Origin of the sequence: Pseudomonas sp. LS_2 (assembly GCF_042709235.1) — a bacterium.
GTDB lineage: Bacteria > Pseudomonadota > Gammaproteobacteria > Pseudomonadales > Pseudomonadaceae > Aquipseudomonas.
This window is the reverse complement of record NZ_JAVAYC010000008.1, coordinates 78214-90279: the sequence shown is the minus strand read 5'-3', so window position 1 is coordinate 90279 and position 12066 is coordinate 78214. Positions and strand designations below refer to the sequence as shown.

11 protein-coding genes and 2 pseudogenes are annotated in these 12066 nt (G+C 62.4%); 5 read left to right on the top strand and 8 right to left on the bottom strand.

All coding sequences use genetic code 11. The features are described from left to right. Window positions 1-7: 7 nt before the first annotated feature. Complete coding sequence (locus RAC97_RS09745) at window positions 8-1258, bottom strand: sarcosine oxidase subunit beta family protein (protein ID WP_379671475.1); 1251 nt, start codon at window positions 1256-1258, stop codon at window positions 8-10. A gap of 14 nt (window positions 1259-1272) precedes the next feature. After that, complete coding sequence (locus RAC97_RS09740; protein WP_379671474.1) at window positions 1273-2526, bottom strand: serine hydroxymethyltransferase; 1254 nt, start codon at window positions 2524-2526, stop codon at window positions 1273-1275. Between the two features lie 328 nt (window positions 2527-2854). Here RAC97_RS09740 and RAC97_RS09735 point away from each other — a divergent pair, with 328 nt between their 5' ends. Both RAC97_RS09735 and RAC97_RS09730 read left to right on the top strand, forming a co-directional pair. Continuing rightward, entirely contained in the window at window positions 2855-3895 is a 1041-nt protein-coding gene (locus RAC97_RS09735) for a low specificity L-threonine aldolase (protein WP_379671473.1), read from the top strand. Window positions 3896-4040: 145 nt separating this feature from the next. Continuing rightward, window positions 4041-4469, top strand: coding sequence for a hypothetical protein (locus tag RAC97_RS09730; RefSeq protein WP_379671472.1), 429 nt, complete (start codon window positions 4041-4043; stop codon window positions 4467-4469). 85 nt (window positions 4470-4554) lie between these two features. Here RAC97_RS09730 and RAC97_RS09725 read toward each other — a convergent pair whose 3' ends face one another. Then, the gene (locus RAC97_RS09725) at window positions 4555-4857 is read right to left on the bottom strand and encodes a cell division protein ZapA (protein WP_379671471.1); all 303 of its coding nucleotides are present in this window, start codon (window positions 4855-4857) and stop codon (window positions 4555-4557) included. Continuing rightward, window positions 4854-5084: a hypothetical protein gene (locus RAC97_RS09720; RefSeq protein ID WP_379671470.1), complete on the bottom strand. Its 231-nt coding sequence runs from the start codon at window positions 5082-5084 to the stop codon at window positions 4854-4856. The genes RAC97_RS09725 and RAC97_RS09720 overlap by 4 nt, the downstream gene beginning before the upstream one ends. A 271-nt stretch (window positions 5085-5355) precedes the next feature. On the opposite strand from RAC97_RS09720, the pseudogene RAC97_RS09715 reads away from it, so the two are divergent. Continuing rightward, window positions 5356-6126 (top strand): annotated as a pseudogene (locus tag RAC97_RS09715) (MCP four helix bundle domain-containing protein); the annotation flags it as partial. After that, the gene (locus tag RAC97_RS09710) at window positions 6109-6981 is read left to right on the top strand and encodes a methyl-accepting chemotaxis protein (protein ID WP_379671485.1); all 873 of its coding nucleotides are present in this window, start codon (window positions 6109-6111) and stop codon (window positions 6979-6981) included. The pseudogene RAC97_RS09715 and the gene RAC97_RS09710, both read left to right, overlap by 18 nt. A gap of 126 nt (window positions 6982-7107) precedes the next feature. Here the strand turns inward: RAC97_RS09710 and gbcB are convergent, their stop codons facing one another. Beyond that, a complete protein-coding gene (gene gbcB / locus RAC97_RS09705) occupies window positions 7108-8208 on the bottom strand; it encodes a glycine-betaine demethylase subunit GbcB (RefSeq protein WP_379671469.1) in 1101 nt (366 codons plus the stop codon). 297 nt (window positions 8209-8505) lie between these two features. Here gbcB and gbcA point away from each other — a divergent pair, with 297 nt between their 5' ends. After that, window positions 8506-9798, top strand: coding sequence for a glycine-betaine demethylase subunit GbcA (gbcA, locus tag RAC97_RS09700; RefSeq protein ID WP_379671468.1), 1293 nt, complete (start codon window positions 8506-8508; stop codon window positions 9796-9798). 57 nt (window positions 9799-9855) lie between these two features. Here gbcA and RAC97_RS09695 read toward each other — a convergent pair whose 3' ends face one another. The 3 genes and pseudogenes from RAC97_RS09695 to RAC97_RS09685 form a co-directional block, all read right to left on the bottom strand. Further along, on the bottom strand, window positions 9856-10359 hold the full coding sequence (locus RAC97_RS09695) for a hypothetical protein (RefSeq protein ID WP_379671486.1): 504 nt from the start codon (window positions 10357-10359) through the stop codon (window positions 9856-9858). Between the two features lie 102 nt (window positions 10360-10461). Further along, window positions 10462-10707, bottom strand: a pseudogene (locus RAC97_RS09690) (RHS repeat-associated core domain-containing protein); the annotation flags it as partial. A 587-nt stretch (window positions 10708-11294) separates the two neighbouring features. Further along, the gene (locus tag RAC97_RS09685; protein ID WP_379671467.1) at window positions 11295-12065 is read right to left on the bottom strand and encodes an electron transfer flavoprotein subunit beta; all 771 of its coding nucleotides are present in this window, start codon (window positions 12063-12065) and stop codon (window positions 11295-11297) included. Window position 12066 lies beyond the last annotated feature (1 nt).

Here is a 12066-nt window from a genome sequence, read left to right as displayed (position 1 = left end):
CTCCGGGTCAGTGGGCGACGGCAGCGGCGCCGTGTTCGTCGATCAGCGCACCGTTGTAGAAACGGTCGATGGAGAAAGGCGCGGCCAGCGGGTGCATCTCGCCCTTGGCCAGGCTCGCAGCGAAGACGTTGCCCGAGCCAGGGGTGGCCTTGAAGCCGCCGGTGCCCCAGCCACAGTTGAAGAACATGTTCTTCACCGGGGTCTTGGAGATGATCGGGCAGGCGTCTGGGGTGGTGTCGACGATGCCGCCCCACTGGCGGTTCATGCGCACCCGGGAGAGGATCGGGAACATCTCGACGATCGCCTGCAAGGTGTGCTCGATCACCGGGTACGAACCGCGTTGGCCATAGCCGACCCAGCCATCGATACCGGCGCCGATCACCAGGTCGCCCTTGTCGGACTGGCTGATGTAGCCGTGCACGGCGTTGGACATGATCACGCTGTCGATGATCGGCTTGATCGGCTCGGACACCAGCGCTTGCAGCGGGTGCGATTCCAGCGGCAGGCGGAAGCCGGCGAGCTTGGCCATGTGCCCGGAGTTACCGGCGGTGACCACACCGACGCGCTTGGCGCCGATGAAACCCTTGTTGGTTTCCACGCCGATCACCGCACCGTTTTCCTTGCGGAAACCGATCACTTCGGTCTGCTGGATCAGGTCCACGCCCAGGGCGTCGGCAGCACGGGCGTAGCCCCAGGCCACGGCGTCGTGACGGGCCACGCCGCCACGGCGCTGCACCGTGGCGCCGAGGATCGGGTAGCGGGTGCTCTTCGAGCAGTCCAGGTACGGAATTTCGGCCGCCACCTGCTCGGTGCGGATCAGTTCGCCATCCACGCCATTGAGGCGGTTGGCGTTGACCCGGCGCTCGGAGTCGCGGATGTCCTGCAAGGTGTGGCACAGGTTGTAGACGCCACGCTGGGAGAACATCACGTTGTAGTTGATGTCCTGGGACAGCCCCTCCCACAGCTTCATGGCGTGTTCGTACAGATGCGCCGATTCGTCCCACAGGTAGTTGGAACGCACGATGGTGGTGTTACGGGCGGTGTTGCCGCCGCCCAGGTAGCCCTTCTCGATCACCGCGACATTGGTGATGCCGTGTTCTTTCGCCAGGTAGTAGGCGGTAGCCAGGCCATGGCCGCCACCGCCGACGATGACCACGTCGTAGACCTTCTTGGGGGTCGGCGTGCGCCACATGCGCTGCCAGTTCTCGTGGTGACTGAGGGAGTGCTTGAAAAGGCCGAAGCCCGAATAGCGTTGCATGTTGGTTACTCCACTCAGCGGTAGACCGGAAAGTCGGCGCACAGCGCGGCGACGTTCTTGGCGACGTCGGCTTCGACGTCGGCATCGCCCAGGTTGTCCAGCACATCGCAGATCCAGCCGGCCAGTGCGGTGCACTGGGCGACCTTGAAGCCGCGGGTGGTGACGGCCGGGGTGCCGATGCGCAGGCCCGAGGTGACGAACGGCGATTGCGGGTCGTTGGGCACGGCGTTCTTGTTGACGGTGATATGGGCGCGACCGAGGGCGGCGTCGGCGTCCTTGCCGGTCAGGCCCTGGCGAATCAGGCTGACCAGGAACAGGTGGTTGTCGGTGCCGCCGGAGACCACGTCATAGCCGCGCTCGATGAACACTTGGGCCATGGCCTGGGCATTGTCGATGACTTGCTGCTGGTAGGCCTTGAAGCTTGGCTCCAGGGCTTCCTTGAAGCACACCGCCTTAGCGGCGATCACGTGCATCAGTGGGCCGCCCTGGGCGCCGGGGAACACGGCAGCGTTGAGCTTCTTCTCGATCTCTTCGTTGGACTTGGCCAGGATCAGGCCGCCACGTGGGCCGCGCAGGGTCTTGTGGGTGGTGGTGGTGACCACGTCGGCAAACGGAATCGGGTTCGGGTACAGGCCAGCAGCAACCAGGCCGGCCACGTGGGCCATGTCGACGAACAGCAAGGCGCCGACCTTGTCTGCGATCTGACGGAAGCGTGGGAAATCGAGGGTTTTCGAGTAGGCCGAGAAGCCGGCGACGATCATCTTCGGCTGGTGCTCGACGGCCAGGCGCTCGACTTCGTCGTAGTCGATCAGGCCGGTATTGGTGTCGATACCGTACTGAACGGCGTTGTACAGCTTGCCCGAGCTCGACACCTTGGCGCCGTGGGTGAGGTGGCCGCCGTGGGCCAGGCTCATGCCCAGGATGGTGTCTCCGGCCTGCAGCAGGGCCAGGTACACCGCGCTGTTGGCCGATGAGCCGGAGTGTGGCTGGACGTTGGCATAGTCGGCGCCGAACAGCTGCTTGGCGCGCTCGATGGCCAACGCCTCGACCTTGTCGACGTGCTCGCAGCCGCCGTAGTAGCGCTTGCCAGGGTAGCCTTCGGCGTACTTGTTGGTCAGGCCGCTGCCTTGAGCCTGCATGACGCGCTGGCTGGTGTAGTTCTCCGAGGCGATCAGCTCGATGTGATCTTCCTGGCGCTGTTCCTCGGCATTCATCGCCGCCAGCAGTGCGTCGTCGTAACCCTGGATCTGGTCTTGCTTGCTGAACATCGTGTATCTCCCGGCAGCGATCGTTTCTTGTCAGGTGAGGGTCTTCTCACCCTTTGCGGCGATGGTATGACTGGGCCGGGGGGCACAGATGCCTGCGCGCGCCTTGCAATGGCGCGTTTACGACATTGGGTTGTGTCTGTGATGGCCTCTTCGCGGGTAAACCCGCTCCCACAGGTTCTCCACAGAATTCAAGCGCTATGGAGTACCTGTGGGAGCGGGTTTACCCGCGAAAGGGCCGCCATGATCGGCGCAGGGCTCAGCTTGTATAGGCAACCGTTTCAGCGATGGTTTAGAGTGCTCGCCTTGCGTCGTAACAAGGACCGCCGTCATGACCGACAACAACCAGCAATTCGCCAGCGACAACTACTCTGGCATCTGCCCCGAAGCCTGGGCCGCGATGGCCAAGGCCAACCAAGGCCACGAACGCGCCTACGGCGACGACCAGTGGACCGAGCGCGCCTCGGAGTACTTCCGCAAGCTGTTCGAGACCGACTGCGAAGTGTTCTTCGCCTTCAACGGCACTGCGGCCAACTCCCTGGCCCTGGCCTCGCTGTGCCAGAGCTACCACAGCGTGATCTGCTCGGAGACCGCCCACGTCGAGACCGACGAGTGTGGCGCACCGGAATTCTTCTCCAACGGCTCGAAGCTGCTGACCGCGCGCAGCATCGATGGCAAGCTGACCCCGGAAACCATCCGCGAAGTGGCCCTCAAGCGCCAGGACATCCACTACCCCAAGCCTCGCGTGGTGACCATCACCCAGGCCACCGAGGTCGGCACGGTCTACCGTCCCGACGAGCTCAAGGCGATCAGCGCCACCTGCAAGGAGCTCGGCCTGAACCTGCACATGGACGGCGCGCGTTTCTCCAACGCCTGCTCGTTCCTGGGCTGCTCGCCAGCGGAGCTGACCTGGAAGGCTGGCGTAGACGTGCTGTGCTTCGGCGGCACCAAGAACGGCATGGCCGTGGGTGAGGCGATCCTGTTCTTCAACCGCGACCTGGCCGAAGACTTCGACTACCGCTGCAAGCAGGCCGGGCAGCTGGCCTCGAAGATGCGTTTCCTGTCGGCGCCCTGGGTCGGCCTGCTGGAGGATGGCGCCTGGCTGCGCCATGCCCAGCATGCCAACCATTGTGCGCAATTGCTGGCGTCGCTGGTGAGCGACCTGCCGCAGGTCGAATTGATGTTCCCGGTGGAAGCCAACGGCGTGTTCCTGCAACTGCCGGAATTCGCCCTGCAAGCCCTGCGCGACAAGGGCTGGCGCTTCTACACCTTCATCGGTAGCGGCGGTGCGCGGTTCATGTGTTCGTGGGATACCGAAGAAGCTCGGGTGCGCGAGCTGGCGAAAGACATTCGCGCGGTTCTCGGTACCTGATAGATCGCCGGGGGGCCTTGCCCCCCGACCGCCAGATACCTAGGGACGACGATAACTCCTACTTCCGTTTCGCCATTCCCTGATACGTCGTGTTGTACACACTCCACATATTGATCCCTTCTCCACCCATACAGGGATCAATTTCATGCACCAAGACCTGGAAGTCACCTTCTTCGGCACCCTCATCACCCATCCCGACGTCAAGCAGTTGCTGCTCAACTGTCACCTGAACGATTTCTTCTGGGGTACGGGTTTTCGTCCACCCTACTTCTTCGAATACACCGATAACGGCAAACAGGGCACTTGGGCCATCAAGGGCAATTGCACCTGCCCCAAGGAGGCGCTAAATGCCATGTGCCCTGCCGACAAGCCCGGGGTAAAGGTTTTGCTCCAGGTCAACAACGAGCACCGTCCAGAGCGGGTGAACGAGCCGCAACTGCGCTACGCGCTGATGCAGATGCCACTGGGCACCACCTTCCGACGCGGTAGCTACATCGTGCGGGTGCTCAAGCGGGATATCACGGTCAAATCCGGCTGCTTCGCCGAACTCCAAGTGACCGTTGGCTACATCTGATACCCAGCGATTTCATTGCCCCCAACCCTTCCTGCCCCGATGCACGGCCTGAACGCCGCCCATCGGGGCATCTCGCAACGGCGGCTCACTGCTCGCCGATGGTCCGGGCAATCGCGTTCACCGTGGCATCCACCTGCGCCTGGGTGCGCTCCAGGGTCTGGGCATGCTCACGCTGCAGCTCGATCTGCTTCGAGCAGAGGTTCAGGGCGGCCAGCACCAGCAGCTTGTCACCGATCAAGGTCGGGTAGCTGCGCTTGGTTTCGGCCAGGGCGGCATTGAGCATGCGCACCGCCTGGTTGAGGGTTTCTTCCTGGCCCTCGGGGGCCTTCAGCGAATAGTCGTTGCCGAGGATCGACACCACGTTGATCGGCTGCGCTTGCAGCTTCATGCGCCGACGACGCCTGCACTGGCGCGCTCGACCAGCGCCTGGATACGCGCAGCGGTGGCCCCGTGCTTCTCTTCCTGCTCCATCAACGACAGCTGCAGGGTTTCATTCTCTTCCTTGGCCTGGGCCAGTTCCTCGTAGAGCTTGTGGTTCTGCTCGGCCAATTGGGTGTTCTTGTGCATCAGGTCGGTGACCAGTTGCTCCAGTTGATTCAGGGATGCTTCCAACATGCGTCTATCTCGGGGTTGTTGCAAAGGGCGCACACGATAAAGAAAAGCGTGTGCCCTCGCCATTAAATATGGGAAATCAAAGGGTTGGGCGTGGAAGATTGACAGGCAGAAAAGCACCTTGTTCCAAGGTTGGGGCAACCATCGGTCCGGTCACCTCGTGACTGAGCATGATTTTTCCATTTCGCCCTCAAGACTTGTTGGCGGCAACCGATAGGCAGGTCAGAGCCCCTTATTCGCATGGACCGCGAACCTACCTGCGGATGAAACCTCCATGTCGTTACGAAACCTGAACATCGCCCCCCGTGCGTTACTTGGTTTTGCGTTGATCGGCCTATTGATGTTGGGCCTGGGTATTTTCTCATTGATCCAGATGGGAAAGATTCGCGAAGCCGGCGCGACCATCGAGCGCATCAATGTGCCAAGCATCAAGGCCATCGATGAGCTCGCCATCCTCAACCTGCAACTGCGCAACCTGGGCTACCGCCTGCTGAGCAACCGCGAAGCCCAGTCACAAACCAACACCCTGGCGCAAATGGACCAGCGCAACGCGCAGGTGGACAAGGCCCGCAAAACCTACGAGCCGCTCATCAGCGCCGCCGACGAGCGAGCCGCCTACGACCAGTACGGGCAACTGCTCAACCAGTACCGTCAGCTGGAAGCGAAGATGCGCACCTTTAATCAGGCCAACCAGCTGGAGGCGTTGCGCGAGCTGATGGCCCACGACCTGCTGAGCAACTCCGAGCAGATCAGCAGCGTCATGGAGAAGCTGGTAGCCATCAATACCGAACAGACCCGCCAAGCCAACGAAGTCGCCGCCAAGCAGTACGACAACGCCTTTACCCTGGTGGTGATCTTGCTGGTCATCGCTGCGCTGCTGACACTGGTGTTCGCCCTGGCGCTGACCCGCAGCATCGTCAAGCCAATCGACGAGGCATTGCAGGCCGCCGAGCAGATTGCCGAGGGCGACCTGACCCGCTCCACCCAGGCCGAAGGCAGCGACGAAGCTGCGCGCCTGCTGCAAGCCATGAGCAAGATGCAGGTGAAACTGCGCGACACCCTGCACCTGATCGCCGGCTCCGCCACCCAGCTAGCCTCAGCTGCCGAAGAGCTCAACAGCGTTACCGACGAGAGCGCACGCGGCCTGTCGCAGCAGAACAACGAGATCCAACAGGCCGCCACGGCAGTGACCGAGATGACCAGCGCAGTGGAAGAAGTCGCGCGCAACGCGGTCAGCACCTCGGAAGCTTCGCGCGAGGCCAGCCGCTCGGCAGGCGACGGTCGTGACCTGGTGCAGGAAACGGTGGGCGCCATCGAGCGCATGAGCGCCGACGTGCAGGCAACGTCGGGGCTGGTGTCCAACCTGGCCGAGCAGTCACGTGACATCGGCAAGGTGCTGGATGTGATCCGTGGCCTGGCCGACCAGACCAACTTGCTGGCGCTCAACGCCGCCATCGAGGCGGCCCGTGCTGGCGAGGCGGGTCGCGGCTTCGCCGTGGTGGCAGATGAGGTACGTGCACTGGCGCACCGTACGCAGCAGTCCACCAGCGATATCGAGCGCATGATCGGGAGTATTCAGGGCGGGACCGAGCAGGCGGTGGCGTCGATGCGTACCAGTACCGAGCGCGCCGAATCGACCCTGAACATCGCCCGCGGCGCAGGCCAGGCGCTGGATACCATCGCCGGTGCGGTCCTGCAGATCAACGAGCGCAACCTGGTGATCGCCAGCGCAGCCGAGGAGCAGGCCCAGGTGGCACGCGAGGTGGACCGCAACCTGGTGAACATCAACGACCTGTCGGTGCAGAGCGCCACCGGTGCGCACCAGACCGCTGCGGCAAGTGCCGAGCTGTCACGCCTGGCGGTCGATTTGAACGGGCTGGTAGCGCGGTTCCGCACCTGAACATAGCCGCACGCAAAATCCTGTAGGCGCGGGCTTGCCCGCGAACCAGGGCGAAGCCCTGGTCATGCACCGCGGGGCCTTCTTCGCGGGCAAGCCCGCTCCTACAGTTACGCCGGGTACAAGGGATCAGTAATCGATCCGCACATCGCCCTTCGGCACGCTGCAGCACGACAGGATATAGCCCTCGGCCTCGTCGTCCTCGGTGATGCCGCCGTTGTGTTCCATCTCTACCTCGCCGCCGAGCTTGAGCACCTTGCAGGTGCCGCAGATACCCATGCCACAGGCCTTGGGAATCATCAGCCCGGCCTTGGCCGCTGCCGCATGCACGGTCTCCCCCGGGGCGACGCGGATGCTCTTCTCGCTACCGACGAACTCCACCAGGTTCAGCTCGGCCAGATCCGGCGCCGGCGCATCCGCCGCAGCTTCGGCATGCTCCACTGCATCGGCCTTGGCCTCTGGCGGCGTCGCGCCAAACGACTCCTCATGGTAGTTCTTCATGTCGAAGCCCACCGCCTCGAGCATGCGCTTGACCGCGTTCATGTATGGCGTCGGGCCGCAGCAGAACACCACGCGCTCCATGTAGTCCGGGGCGATCAGTTCCATCAGGCGCTGGTTCAAGTACCCCCGGTAACCCGCCCAAGGTTCGCCCAGGCCGTGTTTCTCGCAAATGATGTGCAGGCTGAAGTTGGGAATCCGCGAGGCCATGTGCTCCAGTTCGCGGTGGTAGATGATGTCCTTCGGCGAGCGGGCGCTGTGCACGAAGACCATGTCGACGTTGCCGTTGGTGTCGTAGAACCAGCGGGCCATCGACATCACCGGCGTAATGCCGACGCCGCCGGAGAGGTACAGCACCTTCTGCGCCGGGAAATCGATGGCGTTGAACAAGCCCACGGGGCCGTGCACCGGCAGCTCGGCGCCTTCGTGCATGGTGTCGTGGAGGAAGTTCGACACCAGCCCGCCCGGCACGCGCTTGACCGTGATCGAGAAGCTGTAGGGCACCGACGGCGCGCTGGAAATGGTGTACGAACGCATCACAGGCCGGCCTTCGATCTCCAGTTCCAGGGTGACGAACTGGCCGGGCTTGAAGAAGAACAGGATCGGCTGGTCGGCCATGAAGCAGAAAGTGCGCACGTCCCAGGTCTCCTGGATGACCTTGACGCAGCGCACGATGTGGCGGCCGTTGGCCCAGGTCTGGGTGGTGACCGGGTTGAGGAAGGTTTCGGACATGTTCATCTCCAGCAGCCGACTATCGGCCTTCTTATGGTTGCGATAATGCGCAAGCGCAGGGCGTCGCACATTCCCATCCGCGACATCGGCGTGCTTATCGCGACCAGCCCCGCACTACAAGGGTTGGCGCGTCGGAATTCGATTCGGCCATGTCGCCCATGGATATGGTTCGCCAGCGGCGTGAACGCACACTCCTCGGCAAATAGAACCGCTGCTTTTCCGCCAAACAGCCTTGCGGCAACACAACAACGATTAGCCACCTTTCGCCGGCCGAAACACGGCCTTGAGGATACAACGATGGACGTCACCGCAACCCTGAGCCTGGGCGATCCACTGGAACCTGCACGCAAGGCCACCGCCGAGATGCTGCAAACCCGCGAGCGCACCTACTCGCTGCCGCAACCGTTCTACAACGATGAGCGCCTGTTCCAGATCGACATGCAGGAGATTTTCCACAAGGAATGGCTGATCGCGGGCCTGGTCAGCGAGATCCCGGCCAAGGGCAACTTCATCACCCTGCAGATCGGCAAGAACCCAGTCGTGGTGATCCGTGGCGCCGAAGGCAAGGTGCACGCTTTCCATAACGTCTGCCGTCACCGTGGCTCGCGCCTGTGCACCAGCGAGAAGGGCAAGGTGGCCAAGCTGGTCTGCCCGTACCACCAGTGGACCTACGAACTGGACGGCCGCCTGCTGTTCGCCGGCACCGAGATGGGCGCCGACTTCGACATGAAGCAATACGGCCTGAAACCGGTGAACGTGAAGGTAGCCGGCGGCTACATCTTCATCAGCCTGGCGGAAAACCCGCCGGCCATCGACGAGTTCCTGGCCACGCTCGACCACTACATGGAACCGTACGACATGGAAAACACCAAGGTGGCGGTGCAGACCACCTTGATGGAAAAGGCCAACTGGAAACTGGTGCTGGAGAACAACCGCGAGTGCTATCACTGCAACGGTTCGCACCCGGAGCTGCTGAACACCCTGCTGGAGTGGGACGACACCAACGACCCCCGCGCCGACCAGGCTTTCAAGGACCACGTTGCCGCCTCGGCTGCCGCCTGGGAAGCCGAAAAGATCCCGTACCTGCACAAGAGCCACGGCCTGCGTAACCGCATCGTGCGCATGCCACTGCTCAAGGGCACCGTGTCGATGACCATGGACGGCAAGCAGGCGTGCAACAAGCTGATGGGTCGTATCCAGAACCCGGACCTGGGCTCGATGCGTATCCTGCACCTGCCGCACTCGTGGAACCACTGCATGGGCGACCATATGATCGTCTTCACCGTGTGGCCGATCAGCGCACAGGAAACCATGGTCACCACCAAATGGCTGGTGCACAAAGATGCCGTGGAAGGCGTCGACTACGACCCCGAGCGCATGCGCAAGGTGTGGGATGCCACCAACGACCAGGACCGTCGCTTGGCCGAAGAGAACCAGCGCGGCATCAACTCCACCGCCTATCAGCCAGGGCCTTATTCCAAGACCTACGAGTTCGGCGTGGTGAACTTCATCGATTGGTACAGTGACCGCCTGCTGGCGAACCTTGGGGCGGAGCCGGCGCCTTACCTGAAGGAAGTGAAGGCGCAGTGACAAACACCCCCGCTGCACAGCGTCAGCTGTGCAGCGGGGTTCATGAAGGACCGAGCCTCACCCCGGCCAGCTGTTTCGGCGCACCATGCGTTGACGTGTAAATCGGTTCACCAGATGCCGGTTGACGTCGAACCTGACGTCATCACCCTGCCTGATGTGAACCATATCTATCGAGACCGCGCCCCTCTCAGGCACCGCCGCTGGATTATCCGGGCCTCTCGGTGCAGAGATAAGCGCCTGCAGAGGTATGTCATGACTAACGCTTGGCGCGGCACCCTCAAAGCCTATCATCACTCGCCAGTTGTCTCTGATCTGCCGCAGCGGGTTCGATTCCGGCCCGAAAGCTGCGTAGATGGCACGGGTTGCAGTGGCCGTCAGGCTGATTGCAGTTCCGACGTTGGCACCAAAAACCGCACTTGACACACCCGCGTACTGCGCGGCAGCACTCGCCAGACTAAGCACGGCCCCAAACGTACTTATCCGTTGGGCATTCGCCGCCACGCGATTAGTGGGAACGTTTCCCAGGAAGTTGTAGACGAGTGTGGCGGCGTTGGACGCCATGCTCAGCCCCCGCAGGAACAAACTCGCGAAATGAAAAGTACGCCCGCTAGGATCGATACGGTTGACCGGGTCGCCGCCACAGTATGCATAGGCGTTGATACCCCCTGTACCGAAAGGGCTGAGCGAGTCCGCGGACAAGAACCTCATCGTGACCGGGCTGTAGCTTCGATGGCCATTACCCAAATGATAAAGGCCCGTTATCGGGTCACGTGCTTGGCCTACGAAGCAGGTAAGCGGTGCTCCCTGTTGCGCAAGGTAGCCGTAGGGGCCATAGGCACGTGGTGAGGTTCTCGTACCGCGCAGCGTCGAGCATTGATGATGGTTAGCAAGCAAGGACGACCGATGCATTGCGGGGCACTCCAGGCGTAGGGCAAGGCAACGTAACCCATCCAACTGACCTGGATAACTGGCAAGATTACCAGTTTTCGATCACCGGTCATTTTTTGATCTATTCACTCAAACACCCATGTTTACGGGGCCTGGCGAGGCGTTGCACATTTTATCCACAGGGTGGCGCACAGTATTTGTGGAAGGATGTGGAGAGCGCTGTGAGGCCAGCGCCCAAAGGCACCGGCTGCCCCGTGTTCGCGCCCAAGGCCGCTCCTACGAAGGGTGATCGAACCTGTAGGGCTTGCCGCGAACATCGGAAATACGAGTCTGGCGAAAATTGATCATTTTCCGATCAAACTCCTGCACCCCGCGGGTGACGAGGGCTGCAGCACTAACCCAACATCTTGTCCACAGGCACACCAACAGCCATTGTGGGCAACTTCCCAAATTGCCCTCGGAGTGAAATGAAAAAGCCACGGAAGATCCGTGGCTTAGCCTGTTCATTTATTGATCGAATCTCTACAGTCCGCGGCAATCATGGCCTGCAGCGATACACAAACACTTTATCCACAGAGTGGCGAACAGCGTGTGTGTGTAACCCCTGCTCAGCGCAGCACGCCTTCCTCCACCAGCAGCTTCAGGATCGCCTCGGCACCTTCCTGTGGAGAAACATCCTTGAGCACCTTGCCCCCGCCGCCGCTGGTCTTGGCCGTCGCTGCCTTCATACGGTCGGCACCACTCTTGGCCTTGATTACCTTGAGCCGCTTGGGGCGCGGGCGGGCCGGTTGCAACTCGGCATCGACCAGCAGTTCATCCTCGACGATCGCCACGCTGCGCGCCGCCAGCACGCCACGGCGCGCCGGACCAAAAGCGCTCTGGCGAGGCTTGGGCGCGGCGTTATCCACAGTTGCCAGCAACGGCAAACGCACCTTTAGGCGGCGGCGCTGGCCACGGGGCAGCGCCTGGAGTACCTGGGCGGTGCCATTTTCGATCGATTCCACCTCGGCCAGGCCCACCAGCAGTGGCCAACCCAGCTTCTCGGCCAGCAGGAACGGCAGCATGCCGGACCCCTCGCCGGTTTCCGCCTGGCTGCCGGTCAGCACCAACTGTGCCCCGGCGTCGCGCAGGTAATCACCCAAGACGCCCAGCACGTCGGCGCCGGCCGGTTGCTCCAGCACGTCCAGATGCTCCAGGCCCATGCCCAGGTAGCCACGCAACGCTTCTTCGCGCGGGTCGCCGGCATGCACCACCTGCAAGTTATCCCCAGCCAGCTGCAAGCCCAGCTCCACGGCGCGCGAGTCCTGCTCGGCGCGGCGGGCGCGGCCGGAGCTGGGGTGGGCGCCGATGGAAACCAGACTGATCACTTTGGTACTCATG

What these genes read in the sequence shown, in the direction of transcription:
- RAC97_RS09695 (WP_379671486.1), bottom strand. Translation starts at nt 10,359, where the DNA reads ATGGCGTCCAACGCCGCCACACTCGTCTACAACTTCCTGGGAAACGTT.
- RAC97_RS09685 (WP_379671467.1), bottom strand. Translation starts at nt 12,065, where the DNA reads ATGAGTACCAAAGTGATCAGTCTGGTTTCCATCGGCGCCCACCCCAGC.
- RAC97_RS09740 (WP_379671474.1), bottom strand. Translation starts at nt 2,526, where the DNA reads ATGTTCAGCAAGCAAGACCAGATCCAGGGTTACGACGACGCACTGCTG.
- RAC97_RS09745 (WP_379671475.1), bottom strand. Translation starts at nt 1,258, where the DNA reads ATGCAACGCTATTCGGGCTTCGGCCTTTTCAAGCACTCCCTCAGTCAC.
- RAC97_RS09710 (WP_379671485.1), top strand. Translation starts at nt 6,109, where the DNA reads ATGAGCAAGATGCAGGTGAAACTGCGCGACACCCTGCACCTGATCGCC.
- gbcB (WP_379671469.1), bottom strand. Translation starts at nt 8,208, where the DNA reads ATGTCCGAAACCTTCCTCAACCCGGTCACCACCCAGACCTGGGCCAAC.
- RAC97_RS09720 (WP_379671470.1), bottom strand. Translation starts at nt 5,084, where the DNA reads ATGTTGGAAGCATCCCTGAATCAACTGGAGCAACTGGTCACCGACCTG.
- RAC97_RS09730 (WP_379671472.1), top strand. Translation starts at nt 4,041, where the DNA reads ATGCACCAAGACCTGGAAGTCACCTTCTTCGGCACCCTCATCACCCAT.
- gbcA (WP_379671468.1), top strand. Translation starts at nt 8,506, where the DNA reads ATGGACGTCACCGCAACCCTGAGCCTGGGCGATCCACTGGAACCTGCA.
- RAC97_RS09735 (WP_379671473.1), top strand. Translation starts at nt 2,855, where the DNA reads ATGACCGACAACAACCAGCAATTCGCCAGCGACAACTACTCTGGCATC.
- RAC97_RS09725 (WP_379671471.1), bottom strand. Translation starts at nt 4,857, where the DNA reads ATGAAGCTGCAAGCGCAGCCGATCAACGTGGTGTCGATCCTCGGCAAC.